At 62.3% G+C, this 21,261-nt stretch carries 15 protein-coding genes and 1 pseudogene; 8 read left to right on the top strand and 8 right to left on the bottom strand.

Going from position 1 to position 21,261, the window contains the following annotated elements:
• The 4 genes from narJ to GRH90_RS23990 all read right to left on the bottom strand — a co-directional run bounded on the left by narJ (position 1) and on the right by GRH90_RS23990 (position 7,623).
• Entirely contained in the window at positions 1-786 is a 786-nt protein-coding gene (narJ, locus tag GRH90_RS24005) for a nitrate reductase molybdenum cofactor assembly chaperone (protein WP_162368512.1), read from the bottom strand.
• On the bottom strand, positions 779-2,320 hold the full coding sequence (gene narH, locus GRH90_RS24000; RefSeq protein WP_162368511.1) for a nitrate reductase subunit beta: 1,542 nt from the start codon (positions 2,318-2,320) through the stop codon (positions 779-781). Before narH ends, narJ begins: the two co-directional genes overlap by 8 nt.
• The gene (locus GRH90_RS23995; RefSeq protein WP_162368510.1) at positions 2,317-6,099 is read right to left on the bottom strand and encodes a nitrate reductase subunit alpha; all 3,783 of its coding nucleotides are present in this window, start codon (positions 6,097-6,099) and stop codon (positions 2,317-2,319) included. Before GRH90_RS23995 ends, narH begins: the two co-directional genes overlap by 4 nt.
• Before the next feature lie 99 nt (positions 6,100-6,198).
• The gene (locus GRH90_RS23990) at positions 6,199-7,623 is read right to left on the bottom strand and encodes a NarK family nitrate/nitrite MFS transporter (RefSeq protein ID WP_162368509.1); all 1,425 of its coding nucleotides are present in this window, start codon (positions 7,621-7,623) and stop codon (positions 6,199-6,201) included.
• A 320-nt stretch (positions 7,624-7,943) separates the two neighbouring features.
• Between GRH90_RS23990 and narX the strand changes: the two genes are divergently transcribed.
• Positions 7,944-9,701 (top strand): nitrate/nitrite two-component system sensor histidine kinase NarX, encoded by a 1,758-nt coding sequence (gene narX / locus GRH90_RS23985; RefSeq protein WP_162368508.1) that lies wholly within the window; start codon positions 7,944-7,946, stop codon positions 9,699-9,701.
• A 12-nt stretch (positions 9,702-9,713) separates the two neighbouring features.
• On the top strand, positions 9,714-10,364 hold the full coding sequence (narL, locus tag GRH90_RS23980) for a two-component system response regulator NarL (protein ID WP_162368507.1): 651 nt from the start codon (positions 9,714-9,716) through the stop codon (positions 10,362-10,364).
• Positions 10,365-10,469: 105 nt separating this feature from the next.
• Here the strand turns inward: narL and fruA are convergent, their stop codons facing one another.
• The 4 genes from fruA to GRH90_RS23960 are packed head-to-tail and all read right to left on the bottom strand — an operon-like array spanning position 10,470 to position 14,584.
• Complete coding sequence (gene fruA / locus GRH90_RS23975) at positions 10,470-12,167, bottom strand: PTS fructose transporter subunit IIBC (RefSeq protein ID WP_162368506.1); 1,698 nt, start codon at positions 12,165-12,167, stop codon at positions 10,470-10,472.
• A complete protein-coding gene (gene fruK, locus GRH90_RS23970) occupies positions 12,164-13,120 on the bottom strand; it encodes a 1-phosphofructokinase (protein WP_162368505.1) in 957 nt (318 codons plus the stop codon). Before fruK ends, fruA begins: the two co-directional genes overlap by 4 nt.
• Positions 13,117-14,250 carry a fused PTS fructose transporter subunit IIA/HPr protein gene (fruB, locus tag GRH90_RS23965; protein ID WP_162368504.1) on the bottom strand — a complete coding sequence of 378 codons (1,134 nt, stop codon included), beginning with the start codon at positions 14,248-14,250 and terminating at the stop codon, positions 13,117-13,119. Before fruB ends, fruK begins: the two co-directional genes overlap by 4 nt.
• Positions 14,243-14,584 (bottom strand): hypothetical protein, encoded by a 342-nt coding sequence (locus GRH90_RS23960; RefSeq protein ID WP_162368503.1) that lies wholly within the window; start codon positions 14,582-14,584, stop codon positions 14,243-14,245. The genes fruB and GRH90_RS23960 overlap by 8 nt, the downstream gene beginning before the upstream one ends.
• On the opposite strand from GRH90_RS23960, the pseudogene GRH90_RS23955 reads away from it, so the two are divergent.
• From GRH90_RS23955 to mepS, 6 genes and pseudogenes are all read left to right on the top strand, one after another.
• Positions 14,579-15,754, top strand: a pseudogene (locus GRH90_RS23955) (sugar efflux transporter); the annotation flags it as partial. The gene GRH90_RS23960 and the pseudogene GRH90_RS23955 sit on opposite strands and share 6 nt — an antisense overlap.
• A 105-nt stretch (positions 15,755-15,859) precedes the next feature.
• The gene (gene yeiP, locus GRH90_RS23950) at positions 15,860-16,432 is read left to right on the top strand and encodes an elongation factor P-like protein YeiP (RefSeq protein ID WP_162368501.1); all 573 of its coding nucleotides are present in this window, start codon (positions 15,860-15,862) and stop codon (positions 16,430-16,432) included.
• Positions 16,433-16,467: 35 nt separating this feature from the next.
• Positions 16,468-17,958, top strand: coding sequence for a mannitol dehydrogenase family protein (locus GRH90_RS23945; protein WP_162368500.1), 1,491 nt, complete (start codon positions 16,468-16,470; stop codon positions 17,956-17,958).
• A complete protein-coding gene (locus GRH90_RS23940; protein ID WP_162368499.1) occupies positions 17,955-18,935 on the top strand; it encodes a CobW family GTP-binding protein in 981 nt (326 codons plus the stop codon). Before GRH90_RS23945 ends, GRH90_RS23940 begins: the two co-directional genes overlap by 4 nt.
• A gap of 53 nt (positions 18,936-18,988) precedes the next feature.
• The gene (locus GRH90_RS23935) at positions 18,989-19,720 is read left to right on the top strand and encodes a phosphatase PAP2 family protein (protein WP_162368498.1); all 732 of its coding nucleotides are present in this window, start codon (positions 18,989-18,991) and stop codon (positions 19,718-19,720) included.
• 389 nt (positions 19,721-20,109) lie between these two features.
• Entirely contained in the window at positions 20,110-20,715 is a 606-nt protein-coding gene (gene mepS, locus GRH90_RS23930) for a bifunctional murein DD-endopeptidase/murein LD-carboxypeptidase (RefSeq protein WP_162368497.1), read from the top strand.
• The last annotated feature ends 546 nt before the right edge of the window (positions 20,716-21,261 follow it).

The following is a 21,261-nucleotide window of genomic DNA, read 5'->3' as shown; positions in this document are numbered from 1 at the left end:
CTAATCTCCTTTCTTATCGGCGGCGCGACGGGGCATGCCGACCGGACCGCCGCTGTTTGCATGACGGCCGCCCGGGCCGGGATCGGTGCTGAAATCACTGCTGAGATACTGCGGGATCACCGCGCCGGCAAAGCGGCGCTGATGGCGGGCCTGCTCGCCCGTGGGGCAATCCGGCGGCGCCATGAATTTCACCTGTTCCTCCTCCCACACCGCGTCCAGCGCCGCCGGGGTATCATCCCGCGCCTCGCCGGCCACGGCGCGGTCCAGCCCGGCGCCGGGCAGTTCGCTGCCGGAAAGCGCCAACAGCACGTCGAACAACAGCGCGTAATGCTCGCGCCGCGCCCGCAGGCGGGCGCCGAGCAATGCCAGGATCGGCGCGATATCCGCCAGTCCCGCCCGCCCCTGGGCCTCCGTGCGGCTGGATAAATATTCCAGGTAAAGCGGCAGGAAATCCGGCAGTTCGCGGCTGTCCAGCTCCAGCCCGGCCGCCCGGTACTGCTCCAGCAGATCCACCATCGCCTGGCCGCGATCGCGCGATTCGCCGTGCACATGCTCAAACAGCAGCAGCGAGGTGGCGCGGCCGCGATCGAACAAGGCACAGTAGGCCTCCTGCGCGTCCAGCAGCGGCAGCGCGCAAAAACCGTCGATAAAACCGGTCAACCGCGCCGCCTGTTCCAGGGTTAATTCCCCGGCGGCGCCGGGCGCCCTCATCAGCTCCTCGCGGGCGGCCCACAGCGGTTCGTCCGGATAATCCAGCAAACGTCCGATAATCATCAGGCTAATCATGCGGCGTCCCACCGGTCTTGGCGCCGACGTCAACGGCGTCGATGCGCTTGCTGTTAAACAGATTAAAGCGGGTGTCGCTGCCGCGGCAGCCGTCGCCGAAGCTGAAACCGCAGCCCTTGCTTTCCGGGAACGCCTCGCGGGCCAGCTCGCGGTGACCGGAGGGGATGACAAAGCGGTCTTCATAGTTGGCGATGGCCAGGTAACGGTACATTTCGCGCGCCTGGGCCTCCGACAGCCCGACCTGCTCCAGCGCGCTGGTATCCACCCGGCCCTCCACGGTTTCGGCGCGCTTATAGTGGCGCATCGCCAGCAGGCGCCGCAGCGCCAGCAGCACCGGGGCGGTATCGCCGGCGGTCAGCATATTGGCCAGGTATTGCACCGGGATACGCAGGCTTTCCACGTCCGGCAGCACGCCGCTGTGCGGCAACGCGCCCGCGTCGTCGGCGGACTGGATGGGCGAGAGCGGCGGCACGTACCAGACCATCGGCAGCGTGCGGTACTCCGGATGCAGCGGCAACGCCAGCTTCCAGTCGACGGCCAGCTTATACACCGGCGATTTCTGCGCCGATTCGATCACGCCCTGGGGAATGCCGTCCGCCAGGGCCTGCGCGATCACCGCCGGGTCGGAGGGATCGAGGAAGATAGCCAGCTGGCTTTGGTACAGATCCTTATCCTGTTCCGCGGCGGCGGCCTGCCCTATCCGGTCGGCGTCATACAGCAGCACGCCCAGGTAGCGAATGCGCCCGACGCAGGTTTCCGAGCAGACCGTGGGCTGGCCGGACTCAATGCGTGGATAACAGAAAATGCATTTTTCCGATTTACCGCTTTTCCAGTTGAAATAGATCTTTTTATAGGGGCAGCCGGTCAGGCACATGCGCCAGCCGCGGCAGCGCTCCTGATCGATAAGCACGATGCCGTCCTCTTCGCGCTTGTAGATCGCGCCGCTCGGGCAGGTGGCCACGCAGGCCGGATTCAGGCAGTGCTCGCACAGGCGCGGCAGGTACATCATAAAGGTGTGTTCAAACTGGCCGTACATGGCCGTTTGCATATGCCCGAAGTTCTGGTCCCTGGCGCGATGCTCGAATTCGCCGCCGAGGATTTCCTCCCAGTTCGGGCCGCCGGTGATTTTTTTCATCCTCCGGCCGGTAATCAGCGAGCGTGGACGGGCGATGGGCTGATGCTTGCCCGCCGCCGCGGTGTGCAGGTTCCGGTAGTCATAATCGAAAGGTTCGTAGTAGTCGTCGATTTCCGGCGCGTGGGGATTGGCGAAAATTTGCGACAATACGCCGACCCGGCCGCCCATGCGCGGCTGCAGCCTGCCGTTGATTTTTCGGATCCACCCGCCCCGCCATTTTTCCTGATCCTCCCAGGCATGGGGATAACCGATGCCCGGCTTGCTTTCCACGTTGTTAAACCAGGCGTATTCCACGCCCTCGCGGCTGGTCCAGACGTTTTTGCAGGTGACCGAACAGGTGTGGCAACCGATACATTTGTCGAGGTTCAGCACCATGCCGACCTGGGAACGGATTTTCATTGTGCTTTCTCCCGCGTGCCGCGCGTCCCGGCGCGAGCATTGCCCTGGACATAGTCGTTATGTTCATCGTCCAGCCAGTCGATACGGTCCATTTTGCGCACCACCACGAATTCGTCGCGGTTGGAGCCGACGGTGCCGTAATAGTTGAAGCCATAGGCCAATTGGGCATAGCCGCCGATCATATGGGTCGGTTTCGGGCAGACGCGGGTGACGGAGTTATGGATGCCGCCGCGCTGGCCGGTGATTTCCGACCCCGGAATATTCACGATGCGCTCCTGGGCGTGGTACATCATGGTCATGCCGGCCGGCACGCGCTGGCTGACCACCGCGCGGGCGATCAGCGCCCCGTTGGCGTTAAACGCCTCGATCCAGTCGTTATCGGCAATGCCCAGCTGGCGGGCGTCGTCTTCGCTTAGCCAGACAATCGGCCCGCCGCGCGACAGGGTCAGCATCAGCAGGTTGTCGCTGAAGGTGGAATGGATGCCCCACTTCTGGTGCGGCGTCAGGAAATTGAGCGCCTTTTCCGGGTTGCCGTTGGGCTTGGCGTTGAGCAGCGGCGCGGCCGCGCGGGTATCGATGGGCGGACGGTAAACCAGCAGGCTTTCGCCGAAGGCGCGCATCCATTCATGATCCTGGTACAGCTGCTGGCGACCGGAGAGCGTGCGCCAGGGGATCAGCTCATGCACGTTGGTGTAGCCGGCGCTGTAGGATACATGTTCATCCTCCAGTCCGGACCAGGTAGGGCTGGAGATGATTTTGCGCGGCTGGGCCTGCACATCGCGAAAACGGATCTTCTCGTCTTCCTTGTTCAGCGCCAGGTGCCGGTGATCGCGTCCGGTCATGACGCCGAGCGCCGCCCAGGCTTTTACCGCCACCTGGCCGTTGGTCTCCGGCGCCAGGGATAAAATCACCTCGGCGGCGTCGATGGCGCTGTTGATGTTGGGACGTCCGGCGGCGGCGCCGTCGGTTTTGGTGAGGTTGAGTTTTTTCAGGAAATCAACTTCAACCTGGGTATTCCAGCCGATGCCTTTGCCGCCGTTGCCAAGCTGGTCCAGCAACGGCCCGAGCGAGGTAAACCGCTCATAGGTGTTCGGATAGTCGCGCTCCACCACCATGATATGCGGCGCGGTCTTGCCCGGGATCAGCTCGCACTCGCCTTTTTTCCAATCCTCCACCCCCAGCGGCTGCGCCAGTTCGGCGGCGGAGTCATGCTGGATCGGCAGGGTTACCACATCGGTCTCAAGGCCCAGGTGTCCCCGGCAGACCCGCGAGAACGTCCTGGCCAGGTCCTTGTAGATTTCCCAGTCGCTTTTCGAGTCCCAGGCCGGGTCCACCGCCGCCGACAGCGGATGGATAAAGGGATGCATATCGGACGTGTTCAAATCGTCTTTTTCATACCAGGTGGCGGTGGGCAGCACGATATCGGAATACAGGCAGGTGCTGGACATACGAAAATCCAGGGTCACCACCAGATCCAGCTTGCCTTCGCCGCCCTGGTCCCGCCACTCCACTTCTTCCGGCATGATGCCGCCCTGGCGGCCGAGGTCTTCGCCCTGGATGCCGTTTTCGGTGCCCAGCAGGTATTTGAGCATGTACTCGTGTCCCTTGCCGGACGACCCGAGCAGGTTTGAGCGCCAGACAAATAAATTGCGCGGGAAATTCTGCGGCGCGTCGGGCTGCTCGGCGGCAAAACGCAGCGCGCCGCTTTTCAGGCCCGCCACGGTATAGTCCACCGGCGACAGGCCGGCCGCCCTGGCCTGTGCCGCGATATGCAGCGGGTTGACGTTCAGCTGCGGCGCGGAGGGCAGCCAGCCCATGCGCTCGGCGCGCACGTTAAAGTCGATCAGGCTGCCGGTGTAACGCGCCCGGTCCGCCAGGGGCGACAGCAGTTCCTGCGGCGCCAGGGTTTCGTAGCGCCACTGGCTGGAATGGTTATAAAAGAACGAGGTACTGTTCATATGGCGCGGCGGGCGTTGCCAGTCCAGGCCGAACGCCAGCGGCAGCCAGCCGGTCTGCGGCCGCAGCTTTTCCTGGCCGACGTAGTGCGCCCAGCCGCCGCCGCTCTGGCCCACGCAGCCGCAGAACACCAGCATATTGATCAGCCCCCGGTAGCTCATGTCCATGTGATACCAGTGGTTCAGCCCGGCGCCGACGATAATCATCGAGCGGCCGTGGGTTTTTTCGGCGTTATCGGCAAACTCGCGCGCGATGCGGGCGATATTGTGGCGGGACACGCCGGTGATTTTTTCCGCCCAGGCCGGGGTATAGGCCTTGATATCGTCGTAGTCCCGCGCGCAGTTGTCGTCGTCCAGGCCGCGGTCAAGGCCGTAATTGGCCAGCATCAGGTCATAGATGCTGGTGACCAGCGCCTCGCCGCCGCCGGCCAGGGCCAGGCGCTTGACCGGCAGTTTGTGCAGCAGGATGTCGTTGAGCGGCACCGGGCTGAAATGCTCGCTCGGGGCGCCGCCGAAGTAGGGGAACCCCACCTCCACCACCCGATCGTGGCCGCCCAGCAGGCTGAGCTGTAGTTTTACCTCCCGTTGGCCGGCGCCGTCGCGCTGCTCCAGGTTCCATTTACCCTGCTCGCCCCAGCGGAAGCCGATAGACCCCTGCGGCGCCGTCAGCCCGCCGGTATTTTCATCAATGGCGACGGTTTTCCACTGCGGGTTATTGTCCTGGCCGAGACCGTCCACCAGATCGGCGGCGCGCAGCAGGCGGCCGGCGGCGTAATAACCCTCCGGCCGGGGTTCGAGCATGACCAGCATCGGCAGATCGCTGTAGCGCCTGACATAATCGAGGAAATAGTCGCTTTGCCGCCGCAGGTAAAATTCGCGCAAAATCACATGGCCCATCGCCAGCGCCATGGCGCTGTCGGTGCCCTGTTTCGGGCTGAGCCACTGGTCGCACAGCTTGGCGATTTCGGCGTAATCCGGGGTCACCGCCACGGTTTTGGTGCCTTTGTAGCGGGCTTCGGTAAAGAAATGGGCGTCCGGGGTGCGGGTTTGCGGCACGTTGGAGCCCCAGGCGATGATATACGACGAGTTATACCAGTCGGCGGACTCCGGCACGTCGGTTTGCTCGCCCCAGGTCATCGGCGAGGCCGGCGGCAGATCGCAGTACCAGTCGTAGAAACTCAGGCAGGCGCCGCCAATCAGGGAAAGATACCGCGCGCCGGCGGCGTAGGAAATCATCGACATGGCCGGGATCGGCGAAAAACCGATGATGCGGTCCGGCCCGTAGGTCTTGGCGGTATAGACGTTGGCGGCGGCGATCAGCTCGTTTACCTCGGGCCAGCTGGAGCGGATAAATCCGCCGCGCCCGCGCGCCTGTTTATAGCCTTGGGTGGCCGCCGGATCGTTCATAATGGCGGCCCAGGCGTCCACCGGGTCGTCGTGCCGCGCGCGGGCCTCGCGCCAGAGGGTGAGCAGCAGCTTGCGCATCAGCGGGTACTTCAGCCGGTTGGCGCTGTAGAGATACCAGGAGTAGCTCGCCCCCCGGGGGCACCCGCGCGGTTCATGGTTGGGCAGATCCGGGCGGGTGCGCGGATAGTCGGTTTGCTGGGTTTCCCAGGTGACCAGCCCGCTCTTGACGTAGATTTTCCAGCTGCATGAGCCGGTGCAGTTTACCCCATGGGTGGAACGCACGATTTTATCATGCTGCCAGCGGCTACGGTAGCCCTCTTCCCAATCGCGATTGGTGTTCATCGCCTGGCCGTGCCCGTCGGCAAAGGGTTGATCGAGCTGTTTAAAATAACGGAACCTGTCGAGGAAATGGCTCATCCGGTGTTCTCCTGCAAGGCAAGTCCCGGGGACTTGCGGTCATAATGGGAGCCTGGGCGCCGGGGTCGACGCTAGGTGGCGACTACGGGCGATACGGCGTCAGCGCGGCTTTTTAGTCGCCATGCCGCGATTGATGTTGCGGCCGTAGACCAGCCAGGTGACCAGCACGCACACCACGTAAAACACCAGGAACACTTTCATCGCGCCCGCCGGCGAGCCGGTCAGGGCCAGCGAGATGCCGAAGGCCTGGGGAATAAAAAAGCCGCCCGCCGCGCCGATGGCGGAAATAAACCCCAGGGAGGCGGCGGACTCGGTGGCCGCCTCGCGCTGCGCCTCTTCGTCCCTGCCGCCCCCGGCCTTGACCCGGTCCAGGGTGAGCTTGCGCAGGATCACCGCGATCATCTGGAACGTGGAGCCGCTGCCCAGGCCCGCCGTCAGGAACAGCAGCATAAACACGCCGAAAAAGGCGCCGAAGGCGCCGCCCTGTCCGCCCGACGGCAGGGTGAGGAACAGCAGCCCGGCGAACAGGGCCATCAGGATAAAGTTGGCCAGGGTCACGCGGATGCCGCCCAGGCGATCGGACAGCGCCCCGCCGGCCGAGCGCGCCAGCGCGCCGATCAGCGGACCAAAAAAGGCGTAATGCAGGATTTGCACCTCTGGAAACTGGGTTTTCGACAGCATGGCGAACCCGGCGGAAAAGCCGATAAACGAGCCGAAGGTCGCCAGGTAGAGAAAGCTTAAGATCCACATATGGCCGCGCTTGAGCACCACCATTTGCTTACGCAGCGACGCTTTGGCGGTGGCCAAATCGTTCATGCCGAACCAGGCTGCCCCGGCCGCGGCCAGCAGCAGCGGCACCCAGATCCAGGCGGCGTTTTCCAGCCACAGCCGGCTACCGTCCGCCAGCACCCGGCCGGTGCCGCCGAACAGGGCGAATATCGACGTGGAGACGGCCAGCGGCGCAATCAACTGCATGACGCTGACGCCCAGGTTGCCCATGCCGCCGTTCAGTCCCAGCGCCCCGCCCTGGCGGGCCTTGGGGAAAAAGAAGCTGATATTGGCCATGCTGGAGGCGAAGTTGGCGCCGGCAAAGCCGCACAGCAGCGCGATGGTGATAAACACGCCGTACGGGGTCTGCGGATCCTGCACCGCCACGCCCAGCCACAGGCAGGGGATCACCAGGAACAGCGTGCTGACGGCCGTCCAGCGGCGGCCGCCCACCAACGGCACCATAAAGGAGTAGGGCACCCGCAGGACGGCGCCCGACACCGCCGGCAGCGCGGTAAGCAGAAACAGCCGATCGGTGGAGAAATCAAAGCCCACTTTGTTCAGGTTGACCGCCACCGCGCTGAACAGCATCCAGACGCAAAACGACAGCAGCAGGCAATAAATGGAAATCCAGAGATTGCGGCGGGCCACCGGCTGTCCACGGGTGCGCCAGAACTCCGGCTGCTCCGGCTGCCAGTCCTCGATAACGGCGCCCCGGCGGCGCCCGGCTGCGGCTGGACGGGAAGGTTGTGTCATAAAAGCCTCGAACGAGTAGGGGATCTGTTGTTATATCCGCTACCCTAGGCAAGCGTGGCCGGGGTAAACTTGATGTGAATCAATGGATAATCCGTTAGCAAACGCGCCCTCGAGCCGGCGCTATCATTTGTAGGTAGTGCATTTTTTCAACGAAGACCCTATGATTCATTAGGTTATGCCGCGTCCAGGGCCAAGGGGGCAGCACCCGTCCCGTCGCCGGCTATTTGTGGGTACTCCCAAAGGGGTATAGGGTTAAAGGTCGCGATCGGGAAGAATACCCCACGCCCCCTTCTCTTCCGGTATCCGGGGAACTTTGCCTTATGACCAAACCGCTGTTTGCGCCATTATCCATCGTCCAGCAGGTGGCGCTGCTGATGCTGCTGTCGGGTATCCTGGGCGTCGGCGGCATGAGCCTGTCGTTATGGATGGCGCAGGGCATGCAGGGCAACGCCCATGCCATCAACAAAGCCGGTTCGCTGCGCATGCAGAGCTACCGGCTGCTGTCGCGGGTGCCGCTGGACCGGGACAGCGGGCCGCTTATCGCAGAGCTGGAGCGGGATCAGTTAAGCGACGATCTGCAACAGCCGGTGAAGCGCGAGCGCCTGACGCCACAATACCTGGCTCTGCGCGCCCACTGGCACACCACGCTTAAGCCGCTGCTGCTGCGCGCGCAACGTCCGGCGGACGCCGCCGGGGGCGTGGCGGAATTCGTGCGCCGGCTGGATGCGCTGGTGTCGGATCTCGATCGCAATACCGAGCGCAGGCTGACGCTGGTGGCCAGCGTGCAGAAAATCGTCATTGCCCTGACGCTGCTGGTACTGGCCGGCACCATTATCTACCTGCGCCGCCGCCTGCTGCGTCCCTGGCGGCGATTGCTCAACCAGGCCAGGGCGGTGAGCCGCGGCGATTTCAGCCAGCGCTATCCGCTGCCGGCCGGCGCCCGGCGGGGCGGACATCACGAAATGGATCAATTGGGTTTAACCCTGAACGGCATGTCGCAGTCGCTGTCGCAGATTTATGCCGAACTGGAGCAGCGGGTCGCGGATAAGACCGCCGATCTGCGGCAAAAAAACCGGGCGCTGGATTTCCTTTATCGCGCCAGCCGGCAATTGCATACCGGCGAGCCGTTGCCCGGCCGCCTGCATACGGTGCTGGAAGAATTGCAAATCTTGACCCCGCTGCGGGAAATCCAGATCCGGCTGTATGAAAATGACCATGATGCCGGGATAACCGAGACGGCGGGCGTCGTACCCGCGGCCGTGGTCCCGGTTGGGGACGAGGCGGAACAGCTCAGCTGGAGCCTGCATGATAAACTAGGCCAATACGGCATCATGCTGGCGCAATATCCGGCGCGGCACATCATGGACGACGCGCAGCGGCGGCTGGTGGCCACGCTTATCGAACAGCTGACCAGCACGCTGGCGCTGGAACGCCAGGCCGAACACCAACAGCAGTTGCTGCTGATGGCGGAGCGGACGGCCATCGCCGGCGAACTGCACGACAGCATCGCCCAATCGCTCTCCTGCCTGAAGCTGCAGATAGGCGTCCTGCAAATGCAAAGCGCGGACACCACGCCTGAAAACCAGCTGCTGATGCAGCAGATGCGCGACGAGCTCAATACCGCCTATCGCCAGCTGCGGGAACTGCTGACCACCTTTCGCCTGCGCCAGACCGAGCCGGGCCTGCGGGCGGCGCTGCAAACGACGGTGGAGGAGTTCTCGGCCCGGCTGGGATTCGCCATTGACTTCACCTATCGGCTGCCGGCGAAAACCGTCTCCTCCCATCAGGTTATCCACCTGACGCAAATTGCGCGCGAAGCGTTAACCAACATTGTCAAACACGCCGGCGCCAGCCGGGTCGCCGTCGCCGCCCGCCTTGAGGCGGACGGGCTGGTGCTCGACATCCGCGACAACGGCCGCGGCCTGCCGGACGAACATCAGCGCCAGCATCATTACGGACTGGTGATCATGCAGGATCGCGCCAGGAGCCTGCAAGGCCACTGCCGGGTCGCCAGGCTCGCCTGCGGCGGCACCGAAGTGCGGGTATACGTCCCGCGGCAGCCGGCGCCAACCCATTAACAGGAACACATCATGAGCGCGCCAGACGTCGCCACCATTTTATTGATTGACGATCACCCGATGCTGCGCAGCGGCGTCAGGCAGCTGATCGGCATGGACCCCGGCCTGAAGGTCATTGCCGAAGCCGCCAACGGCGAACTAGGCGTGCGGCTGGCCGAAGCGCTGGATCCGGATTTAATCCTGCTCGATTTGAAGATGCCGGGCATGAACGGACTGGATACGCTCGACAGCCTGCGCCGCCTCCCGCTTTCCGGGCGGATCGTGGTCTTCAGCGTCTCGAATCATGAGGATGACGTGATTACCGCCCTCAAGCGCGGCGCCGACGGTTACCTGCTCAAGGACATGGAGCCGGAGGATCTGCTGGCCGCCATCCGCCAGGCGGCGGCGGGCAAGATGGTATTAAGCGAGGCGTTGATGCCGGTGCTGGCGGCCAGCCTGCGCGAAGAGCGTCCCGGTGGCGAGCGTGATATCGGCCGGCTTACGCCGCGCGAGCGCGACATCCTGAAATTGATTGCCCATGGGCTGCCGAATAAAACCATCGCCCGCAGGCTTGACATCAGTGAAAGCACCGTGAAGGTACATGTAAAACATTTGCTGAAAAAAATGCGGCTGAAGTCGCGGGTCGAGGCCGCGGTGTGGGCGTTGCAAAACAAGACGTTCTGACATGGCGGGAAAAAATACGCCCCGCGCGGGACAGGGCCGCGCGCGGGGCGTTGATATAACCGGAGCCGAATCCGGCCCGCGCGACGTGCGCCGCGCGGCCGAACCTTACGCCAGGGCTTTCGCCAGTTCGGCGTCCGGACGTTTCAGCACCGAGTACATTACGCCCAGCAGCAGGGTACCGGCCGCGATGGCGATCAGGTAACCGACCACCGGCGTGATGGCGCCCGGGATCAGCAGCACAAACATGCCGCCGTGCGGGGCCATCAGCTTGGCGCCGAAGAACATCGACAGCGCGCCGGTGACGGCGCCGGAGATCATGCTCAGCGGGATAACCCGGAACGGATCGCGGGCGGCAAAGGGAATCGCCCCCTCGGAGATAAAGCACAGCCCGAGGACAAAGGCGGCCTTGCCGGCCTCGCGTTCAGGTTTATCAAACTTATTGCGCGCCAGCAGGGTGGCGACCGCGATGCCGAGCGGCGGCACCATGCCGGCGGCCATGATCGCCGCCATCGGCGCATAGGTTTGGGTACTGAGCAAGGCGACGCCGAAGGCGTAGGCGGCCTTGTTAATCGGCCCACCCATATCGCTGCACATCATGGCCCCGAGAATGGCGCCCAGCAGTATGGCGTTGGCGGTGCCCATCGACTGCAGCCAGTCGGTCAGCGCCGTCAACAGCTTGGCCACCGGGGTGCCCACCACGTAGATCATCACCAGGCCGGTCACCAGGCTGGCGATAAGCGGAATGATCAGTATCGGTTTCAACGCCGCCATGCTTTGCGGCAACGGCAGTTTGGTGCTGATAAGCTTGGCCACGTAGCCGGCCAGGAAACCGGCGATGATACCGCCGATAAACCCGGCGCCGGTGCTGACCGCCAGCATGCCGCCCACCAGCCCCGGGGTCAGGCCCGGACGGTCGGCGATGGAGAAGGCGATAAAGCCCGCCAGCACCGGCACCATCAGGGCAAACGCCGATTTGCCGCCGATTTGCATCAGCGCCGACGCCAGAGTGCCCGGCTGTTCAAAGGCATGGATACCGAAGATAAAGGATAAGGCGATGCACAGGCCGCCCGCCACCACCATCGGCAGCATATAGGACACGCCGGTCAGCAGATGGCGATACGGGCCGGGGGAGGTTTTTTTCTCTTGCCCGGACTCATTGTTGCCTTCCTGCGCCGCCGGCTGGTAGACCTTGGCCTCCACCAGCGCCTTATCCAGCTCCTGGGCGGTCTTTTTCAGCGCCAGGCCGGTGCTGGTGCGATACATTGGCTTACCGGCGAACTTGCTCAGGTCCACCTCGATATCGGCGGCGACGATCACCAGGTCAGCCTGGCGCACTTCTTCGTCGGTAATGGCGTTGCCCGCCCCCACCGAACCGCGGGTTTCCACCTTCACCCACCAGCCGCGTTTTTTGGCTTCGCCGTCGATGGCTTCCGCCGCCATATAGGTATGGGCCACGCCGGTCGGGCAGGCGGTAATGGCCACTATCCTTTTTGGCCCGCTGGCGGCAAGGGCGGTGGCGGGCGCGCTTTCAGCCGGCGCCTGGTAGAGGCTCGCCTCGGTTTTGGCGCGGGCGAGAAAATCCTGCGGCGCGCCGGCGGCCAGGGCGGCATCGCCGTAAAACACCCGTTTGCCGTTCAGGGCCGCGTCCGGGGTAAGATTGCCCACCACCACCACCAGTTCGGCGTCGGCGGCGGATTCAACCAGGGTCAAACCCGCTTTCGGCGCGGCGTCGACCACTAATTTTTTCACCAGATGGCTTCTTGCCTGCCCCAGTGAGCTGTCTATTTGCAGCAGCGTTTTCATTGTGCCTCCAACTGGTCATTAAAAGGTTTCAGATCGACCCGGGCCATCATGGCGGCCAACTGCGGCCGATCGGTAATGCCGACATTGCTCTGGCTGACCGCCAAAGCCGCCACGGCTGTCGCCAGGCGTAACGTATGTTCACTGGATTCGCGCATCAGCAGGCCGTAGATCAGCCCGCCGACCATGGAATCGCCGGCGCCGACGGTGCTGACCACTTCACAGGCCGGCGGCTTGGCAAGCCAGGCGCCCGAGGCGTTGACCCACAGCGCGCCTTCGGCGCCCAGCGAGATAACCACATGGGCGATGCCCTGTTCGCGCAGGGCGTGGGCGGCCACCACCACATCGGCCAGGGTCGGCAGCTTGCGCCCGGCCCAGATTTCCAGCTCGCGCCGGTTGGGTTTGACCAGCCAGGGCGCGGCCTTCAATCCGGCCACCAGCGCTTCGCGGCTGCTGTCGAAAATAATGCAGGGACAATGGCTGCGCAGCTTGATCATCCATTCGGTAAAGGCTTCCGGCGGCACGCCCGCCGGCAGGCTGCCGCTGACCGCCACCATATCGAACTGGCCCAGCCAGGTCAGCGAGTCGTTGACGAAACGCTCCCAATCCTGCGGCGTAACGTTAAAACCGGAAAAATTAAAATCGGTGACGTCCCCTTGCTTCTCGGTCAGCTTGACGTTGATGCGGGTGCGCCCCTGGACCACCTGGAAACGGTTGGCGATGCCCAGATCGCTGAACAGCAGCTGGAAGCCGTCCTGGTTTTCCTTGCCCAGGAAGCCGCCGACGGTGACGTCGATTCCCAGGTCCTTGAGGACCTTGGCGACATTGATCCCTTTGCCCGCGGCGTGCAGTCCGGTCGTTTGCACCAGGTTAACTTCCCCGCGTTCAATCTCGGGGCAATAGCCGACCAGGTCATAGGCCGGGTTCAGCGTAATGGTGGCTACACGTCTGCTCATGCCGCGCCCTCCCCAAGGCCCGAGGCAATGGCCTCGCCGATGGCTTTCAGCGCTTGTTCAGCATCATCGCCGTCGGCGGTGATGCGCAGGCGATGCCCGCTCTTCACGCCCAGGGCCACGACCTTCATCAGGCTGCGTCCGTTGGCCGGCTTGCCGGAGCCGTCAAGGTTGGTGACGGTAACGGCGCTGTTGAACTGTTTGATCACATTCACCAGGGCGGTGCCGGGACGGGCGTGCAGGCCGTGTTCGTTGCGCACCACGAATTCCGCGCTCAACAGCGACTCCCGCGCGGCGGTTTCGCCGCTGAGCAGGGCCAGCAGGCCGGGACCGTCGGCGGTCAGCAGGCGCGTCGCCTCGCCGGCCAGCAGCAGATCGCCCAGGACGTTCAGCACGTCAAGCGGCCGATCGTCCGCCATGGCGACGGTCACCAGCAACGCCACGCTTTCACCCTCTTCTGCAAACGGCGCCGCCGGGCGGCTGAGCGCCACGGCGCTGCCCAGATTACCGTGGGTACTGTCGTTGAGCCAAACGCCCTGCCCCAGGTTCAGGGGACGACCGCTTATCACTTCGCTGACAAAACCCGCGTCCACCGCGCCCGCCAGCTGCAGGCGGCCGGCGTTGAGCGCCTTAAGGGTGGTCATGTCGCTGGCGGGCACGTCCAGCGCCATCAGGGAGATATCGAACAGGAAAGGCGCGGGCTGTTTTTCACCGGTCAACGCGCCGCGCAGCTCTTCGGCCGAGGTGGTGGTGGCCAGGCCGGCCGCCACGCCGTCATCGCTCAGCACATGGGTAAGCTGGCGCAGCAACGCCAGATGTTCGTCGGAACGGGCGGCGATGCCGATCACCACATAGGCCGTCTGGCCTTCGCCCCAGTCGATCCCCTGCGGGAACTGGAATACCTGCACGCCGGTGTTCAGCACCAGGTCGCGGGTATCGGTGGTGCCGTGCGGAATGGCGATGCCGTTGCCCAAGAAGGTCGACGTCTGCTGCTCGCGGCGCATCATGCCGTCCACGTAGCCCGCGCCGACATAACCCGCCTGCGTCATGGCCGAGGCGACCTGGGTGATGGCCTCCTGCTTGTTCTGCGCATGGGCACCGAGATGAATATCTTTCAATGACAGATCAAACATACCTCTCCTCGCTTGTTGAAAGTTGAATCGTTTCAGCTGTGATGAACAATAAAAGCGATATCGTCTGGGCTTCCGCCCGCACAATGTCGCTGAAACGTTTCAATAAAGTCTCCGACGTTGCGGTAATGATTGCAAGCATCGTCGAATTATTCCTATCGAATCTTTGAAGCGCCGCACAGTTTATCTGCAGAAAGGCGGATGGCGATGTTTTTTGGCGCCAAAAGCTGAAGCCGGGCTGAAGCACCTTTATTTTCACCGCCTGCTGTTGTTTTTTGCCAACAGGCGTATCATGTCCGCGTCCATTCGAATTGATCCAGATTCCATCATCATGCATACGCCTATCGCCCTCTCGCGGCGCCTTCCGGATATGACCTCTGCGGCATTTCTGGCGATCGCTTTTCTCTCCGGCATCGCCGGCGCGCTACAGCTGCCCACCCTGAGCCTGTTCCTGTCCACTGAAGTGCTGGCCCGGCCGTTTATGGTGGGATTATTTTATACCGGCAGCGCGGCGATCGGCATCGCGGTCAGCCAGTTCCTGGCCGGACGTTCGGATAGAAAAGGCGATCGCAAGCAGCTGATCCTGCAATGCTGCCTGCTGGGCGCCGCGGGCTGCGTGCTGTTTGCCTTTAACCGCAGCTATTTTGTCCTGCTGGCGTGCGGCGTGTTGTTAACCAGCTTCGGGTCCACCGCCAACCCGCAGATGTTCGCCCTGGCACGCGAGCACGCCGACCAGACCGGCCGCGAGGCGGTGATGTTCAGCTCGGTGATGCGCGCCCAGGTGTCCCTGGCCTGGGTCGTCGGCCCGCCGCTGGCGTTTGCCCTGGCGCTGGGTTTTGGTTTCAAGATGATGTATATGATGGCCGCCGTCACCTTCGTGGTCTGCGGCGCAATGGTATGGCTGATGCTGCCGTCGATGCGCAAATCGGCGCTGAAAACCGCCGCGGTGCTGGAAGCGCCCCGTCGCAATCGCCGCGACGCCATGCTGCTGTTCGCCGCCTGCACCCTGATGTGGACCTGCAATTGCATGTACCTGATCAATATGCCGCTATATTTAATCCATGAGCTTATGCTGCCGGAAAAGCTGGCCGGGGTCATGATGGGCACCGCCGCGGGCCTCGAAATCCCGACCATGCTGGCGGCGGGTTATGTGTCCAGGCGTTTCGGCAACCGGCTGCTGATGCGCATCGCCGTCGCCGCCGGGCTGCTGTTTTACCTGGGGCTGCTGGTGTTTACCGCCCCCTTGGCGCTGCTGGCGCTGCAGTTGCTGAACGCGGTGTTTATCGGCATTTTGGCCGGCATCGGCATGATTTATTTCCAGGATCTGATGCCCGGCCAGGCCGGCGCCGCCACGACGCTATTTACCAACACCGGGCGGGTGGGCTGGATTATCGCCGGGTCGGTCGCGGGACTGATAGCGGAAATCTGGCGGTACCATACGGTGTTTTTCGTGGCGCTGCTAATGATTGCCGGCGCCGGTTATTGCATGTGGCGCATTCGTGATGTAGATTCGCCGCTGCCCCGCGACACGCGTACGATCCCCTTGCCTGAAGGCCCGGGCAACGGTAACGTGTCGCCTTAGACTCCGACACAATTATACAGGTCCACTTTGATGGCTAGAGCAAACGAAATTAAGCGCGGCATGGCGGTAAACTACAACGGTAAGTTACTGCTGGTGAAAGACATTGATATCCAGAGCCCGAGCGCGCGCGGGGCCAGTACGCTGTACAAGATGCGTTTTTCCGACGTCCGGACCGGCCTGAAGGTGGAAGAGCGCTTCAAGGGTGACGATATCCTGGAAACCATCAACCTGGTGCGGCGCTCGGTAACCTTTTCTTATATCGACGGCGAAGAATACGTCTTTATGGACGACGAGGACTATACCCCGTACCTGTTCAAGAAAGACCAGATAGAAGACGAACTGCTGTTTATCCCCGAAGGCGGCATCCCCGGCATGCAGGTGCTGACCCTGGAAGGCCAGGTGCTGGCGCTGGAACTACCGCAAACGGTGGATCTGGAAATTATCGAGACCACCCCGGGCATCAAAGGCGCGTCCGCCAGCGCCCGCACCAAGCCGGCGCTGATGAGCACCGGCCTGACCGTCTCGGTGCCGGAATATCTCAACAGCGGCGAGAAAATCCGTGTTCACGTGGCGGAACGTCGCTATATGAGCCGCGCCGACTAACCGTTTCCTTCGGCGGCCAAACAGGACGCATAACCATGACGACCATTGCCACGACATCTTTACCCGCCGGGGTGCAACGACCCGGCTACGATCGCGCCGGGCTCAAAAGCCGCGTCGTGCATATCGGCTTTGGCGCGTTTCACCGTGCCCACCAGGCGGTGATGACCGATCGGGTGCTTAATAGCCTCGGCGGCGATTGGGGCATCTGCGAGGTCAGCCTGCACAGCGCCGGTTTATTGCAGGCGCTGCGCGGCCAGGACCACCTGTTTACCGTGCTCGAAAAGGACGGCAACGGCAGGCAGGCGCGCATCATCGGCGCGGTAAACGAGTCGGTGATTGCCGCCATCGAGGGTATCGACGCGGTGTTGGAAAAACTGGCCGAGCCGCAGGTGGCCATCGTCTCGATGACCATCACTGAAAAAGGCTATTGCATCGAGCCGGGCAGCGGCGAGCTGGATCGCGCCAATCCGCGGATCCAGGCGGATATTCTTCATCCCGAAGCGCCGGGCACGGTACCCGGCCTGCTGGTGGAGGCGCTGCGCCGGCGTTATGCCCGCGGCCTGAAACCGCTGACCCTGCTGTCGTGCGATAACATTCCCGGCAACGGCCATGTCGTCAAACGGGCGGTGCTCGGCCTGGCGCAGGCCAGGGATCCGGCGCTGGCGGCCTGGATTGAGGGGCACGTCTCATTCCCGGCGACCATGGTCGATCGCATCGTGCCCGCGGCCACCGACGAAACGCTGGCGGAAATCACCGCTATCCTCGGCGTGGAGGACCCCTGCGCCATCGCCTGCGAACCTTTTATCCAGTGGGTTATCGAGGATAATTTTGTCGCCGGCCGGCCGGACTGGCAGCGCGCCGGCGCGCAGTTTGTCGCCGACGTCGCGCCTTACGAGGAGATGAAGCTGCGCATGCTGAACGGTAGCCACTCGTTCCTTGCCTGGCTGGGAAATCTTGCCGGCTACCAGCATATCAGCGACTGCATGGCGGACCCGTGCTACCGCGCCGCCGTGGCCGGGCTGATGGCGCGGGAGCAGGCGCCGACCCTGCGCCTGGGCGCTGATGAGGTGGACCTCGCCGCTTACGCCGCGCGGTTGCTCGAGCGCTTTGCCAACCCCGAGCTGAAGCACCGCACCTGGCAAATCGCCATGGACGGCACGCAAAAGCTGCCGCAGCGCATGCTGGACCCGGTGCGCTGGCATATCGCCCACGGCGACGTTTATCCCCTGCTGGCGCTGGGTATCGCCGGCTGGATGCGGTATGTGGGCGGGCGGGACGATCTTGGCGCGGAAATCGATATCCGCGATCCGCTGCGCGACGAGCTGCGGCGTATTGTGGACACCAGCCCCGAGGGCGAACCCCGGGTGCGGGCGCTGCTGGCGCTGCGCCAGGTGTTCGGCGCCGGCCTGGCGGACCATGACGGTTTTGTCGCCGCCGTGACCCAGGCCTACCTGGGCCTGGCGCGTAACGGCGCCAAAGCCACGGTGGCCGCCGCCCTTCCCGCGGGCGACCGGCGCCTGCCATGACCACCAAGACCACCCTGGTAACCGGTTTTCTCGGCAGCGGGAAAACCACCACTTTACTGCATCTGCTGGCGCAAAAACCGGCCGGCGAGCGCTGGGCCGTCCTGGTCAATGAATTTGGCGAGATTGGCGTTGACGGCGCGCTGCTGGCCGACAGCGGCGCGGTGCTCAAGGAGATTCCCGGCGGCTGCATGTGCTGCGTCAACGGCCTGCCGATGCAGGTCGGCCTCAATACCCTGCTGCAGCGCAACACCCCCGATCGGCTGCTGATCGAGCCGACCGGGCTTGGCCATCCAAAACAGATCCTCTCCCTGCTCACCTCGCCGGTCTATGAAAGCTGGCTGTCGCTGCGCGCCACCCTTTGCCTGCTGGACGCCCGCCAGCTTGGCGACGCCCGTTATAGCGACAATGAAAACTTCCGCGATCAGCTGGCCGCCGCCGACGTTATTATTGCCAATAAGCAGGACGGCTATCAGCCGCGGGATCGGTTGCTGCTGGCCGACTGGACCGCACGGCACGCCGGCGGCCGGCAGGTTATCGACGCCGTGCAGGGCCGGGTGCCGCTGGCGCTGCTCGACCTGTCGCGGATGAATACGCGCGCACTGCCGGACGGCGCCCACCACCACGGGCATGCCGCCCCCAGGGCGGGACTGGCGGCGCTGCGCCTGCCGGGCAACACCGGCTGGCGGCGGGCGCTTAACCAGGGCCAGGGCTATCATGCCTGCGGCTGGATTTTTGACGGCGCCACCACCTTTGACACCGTCGGCCTGCTGGAATGGGCGCGGCTGGCGCCGGTGGAACGGGTCAAGGGCGTGATGCGCATCCCCGAAGGCACCCTGCAGGTGAATCGGCAGGGACAGGATTTGCGTATCGAAACGCTCCCCGCGCCGCCGCCGGACAGCCGTATCGAGCTGATTCATCCGGCGTCCGCGGACTGGAACGCGCTGCAAACCTCTTTGTTGAAGATCCGTTTAAATTAGCAGGAATACTATATTTATATTAATCTATTTAGTTGTTTTATAGGTGCTGATTTATGCGTCGCTTATCGGCCATCCTGATGCTCAATATCTTAGGCATCGCGCTGTTCGCCTCCTGGTACCTGCCGGAAAATCACGGATTATGGTTGCGGCTGGACGAAGGCATCTTCCTGTACTTTAACCACTATATTGCCGGCAGCCACGCGTTTGCGGTATTACTGGCCATTACCAACTATCGCGCGTTCGATCTCATGTCCCTGCTGGCGATGGGCCTGCTCTACGTACATTATTTCCTGCGCACGCCGCCCCAGCGCCGCTACCAACTGATAAGCATCGGTATCGTCATGCTGCTCTCGGCGGTGGTGCTTAACCAACTGGGCCACCTGCTGCCGGGCAGCCGTCCCAGCCCGACGGTATTTTTCCAAAACGCCGACGGCGTGGTCCGGGTATCGCAGGTTACCGGTATTCCCACCAAAGACGCGTCGATGGACAGCTTCCCCGGCGACCACGGCATGATGCTGATGATATTTGCCGCGTATATGCTGCGCTATTTTGGCGGCAGGGCGTTCGCCTGCGGCATGGCTATCCTAGTGCTGTTCTCCCTTCCCAGGGTGATGATCGGCGCGCACTGGTTTAGCGATATCGCGGTGGGATCGCTGTCGGTGGTCCTGGTCGGCCTGAGCTGGTGGCTGGTGACCACGGCCAGCGATAAGGCGGTGATCTGGTGTAACCGCCGTTTGCCGGGTGAGCGCGACAGAAGTTATCAAGGCAATATCAATAGGAATTAATTATGTCGCCGGCGGCCGGTCGCCCGGCGCCAGGTTGCCGGAAGGTTGCCGGTTCTCCGCCCGCCGGCCGACCGCGATGCCGGCCCGCCGCCATTCCCTGAATCCGGGACGATCGTTTGATCCAATTCTTTACGTTTATTTTAATACTATTTCACATCATCAAAAGTTATAAATTAGACGATAAAAAACCTCGCTTTCCCTTATTCATTACGGTAACCTCGAATTCGCTGTACTTCTGGACTGATATTTTCCCGCCAATAAAAATGTGTGAGTAATACCACACAATGCGGGAATAACGGTTGGTCAATCAGTATTTGCACATTATTCTCGATTCGCTCGGTATTTTATAGCGGCACCGTCGCTAAGGACTTTAAGGGATAACACTTATAATGGTCAAATCTCAACCTATTTTGAGATATGTGCTGCGGTTCATCCCCGCAGTGGCGGTAGCGGTTATGCTTTCCGCCTGTAGTTCTCAGGGCAGTCAACAAACAGCTGAGATGCATGCAGTCAACGATAAAAGTGATTTTTTACTGCAAGCCTCTCAGGATCAATTCGAAGATATGGTCCGTAATGTCGATGTTAAGACGAAAATCATGGACCAATACGCCGTATGGAAAGGCGTTCGGTATCGTCTTGGCGGCAGCTCTAAACGCGGTATCGACTGTTCGGCTTTTGTGCAAAAGACGTTTCATGAACAGTTCGGCCTGGAATTGCCGCGCTCAAGCGGCGAGCAGCAGGAAGTCGGTGCTAAAATACAGCGCGCCAAGCTGCGCCCAGGCGATCTGGTGGTGTTCCATGCCGGTTCTACCGGGCGTCATATGGGGATTTACCTGGGCAACGATCAGTTCGTCCATGCGTCCACCACCAGCGGCGTAATGATTTCCAATCTGTCGGAAACCTACTGGAACAAGCGTTATCGTGAAGCGCGGCGGGTATTGAACAGCGAAGCCAAAGGTGCAATAACCACGGCAATGCGTAATAGCAATTCCTGATTAGTACCGGTTATTATTTAAACGTCCTGAATGCCGAACGAGATAAAAAGCCACCGGATGAGGTGGCTTTTTTTTAACCATTATTAAAGATTTGTATATCTGATTTTTTGCTTAATAGCTATTATCCGAACCAGATCACTATTCCAGCCGATATATTTCAAACTGCTTAACATAATTGCCTGCATGTTATCAACATATTAATCATTATAATCTACGTCATTTGTCGCCACTGCGGTGGGATTGCGGTAATTTCTTGCGCCCGTGATTGCTGCGGATTGGCTAATAATTAAGCACACCAATCTATCAGCGAAAACAATATATCCTCACGGCACCCCCTCCCTCCCGATCGGCTTTCCGGCTTATCAACGCGGCAGTTTCGCAGGGGCGCGGCTTTCGCTCAAGCCGATCGCCGCGCCATTGCCTGTTCGAGTCACGACAGCGCTGCGGCGCCTCCTGTTGATAGCTGCCGTTAAAAATTTCCAGCGACCAGATACCCTGATAACCGGTTTGCGCCGCCGCGCGGGCGATCGCCTCAGCTTTTCCGGC

It is taken from the genome of Acerihabitans arboris, from assembly GCF_010131535.1.
GTDB classification, from domain to species: domain Bacteria; phylum Pseudomonadota; class Gammaproteobacteria; order Enterobacterales; family Enterobacteriaceae; genus Acerihabitans; species Acerihabitans arboris.
Note: the sequence above shows the minus strand (reverse complement) of the source record. Positions and strands in the feature narration are given on the sequence as shown.

What these genes read in the sequence shown, in the direction of transcription:
- narJ (WP_162368512.1), bottom strand. Translation starts at nt 786, where the DNA reads ATGATTAGCCTGATGATTATCGGACGTTTGCTGGATTATCCGGACGAA.
- narH (WP_162368511.1), bottom strand. Translation starts at nt 2,320, where the DNA reads ATGAAAATCCGTTCCCAGGTCGGCATGGTGCTGAACCTCGACAAATGT.
- GRH90_RS23995 (WP_162368510.1), bottom strand. Translation starts at nt 6,099, where the DNA reads ATGAGCCATTTCCTCGACAGGTTCCGTTATTTTAAACAGCTCGATCAA.
- GRH90_RS23990 (WP_162368509.1), bottom strand. Translation starts at nt 7,623, where the DNA reads ATGACACAACCTTCCCGTCCAGCCGCAGCCGGGCGCCGCCGGGGCGCC.
- narX (WP_162368508.1), top strand. Translation starts at nt 7,944, where the DNA reads ATGACCAAACCGCTGTTTGCGCCATTATCCATCGTCCAGCAGGTGGCG.
- narL (WP_162368507.1), top strand. Translation starts at nt 9,714, where the DNA reads ATGAGCGCGCCAGACGTCGCCACCATTTTATTGATTGACGATCACCCG.
- fruA (WP_162368506.1), bottom strand. Translation starts at nt 12,167, where the DNA reads ATGAAAACGCTGCTGCAAATAGACAGCTCACTGGGGCAGGCAAGAAGC.
- fruK (WP_162368505.1), bottom strand. Translation starts at nt 13,120, where the DNA reads ATGAGCAGACGTGTAGCCACCATTACGCTGAACCCGGCCTATGACCTG.
- fruB (WP_162368504.1), bottom strand. Translation starts at nt 14,250, where the DNA reads ATGTTTGATCTGTCATTGAAAGATATTCATCTCGGTGCCCATGCGCAG.
- GRH90_RS23960 (WP_162368503.1), bottom strand. Translation starts at nt 14,584, where the DNA reads ATGCATGATGATGGAATCTGGATCAATTCGAATGGACGCGGACATGAT.
- yeiP (WP_162368501.1), top strand. Translation starts at nt 15,860, where the DNA reads ATGGCTAGAGCAAACGAAATTAAGCGCGGCATGGCGGTAAACTACAAC.
- GRH90_RS23945 (WP_162368500.1), top strand. Translation starts at nt 16,468, where the DNA reads ATGACGACCATTGCCACGACATCTTTACCCGCCGGGGTGCAACGACCC.
- GRH90_RS23940 (WP_162368499.1), top strand. Translation starts at nt 17,955, where the DNA reads ATGACCACCAAGACCACCCTGGTAACCGGTTTTCTCGGCAGCGGGAAA.
- GRH90_RS23935 (WP_162368498.1), top strand. Translation starts at nt 18,989, where the DNA reads ATGCGTCGCTTATCGGCCATCCTGATGCTCAATATCTTAGGCATCGCG.
- mepS (WP_162368497.1), top strand. Translation starts at nt 20,110, where the DNA reads ATGGTCAAATCTCAACCTATTTTGAGATATGTGCTGCGGTTCATCCCC.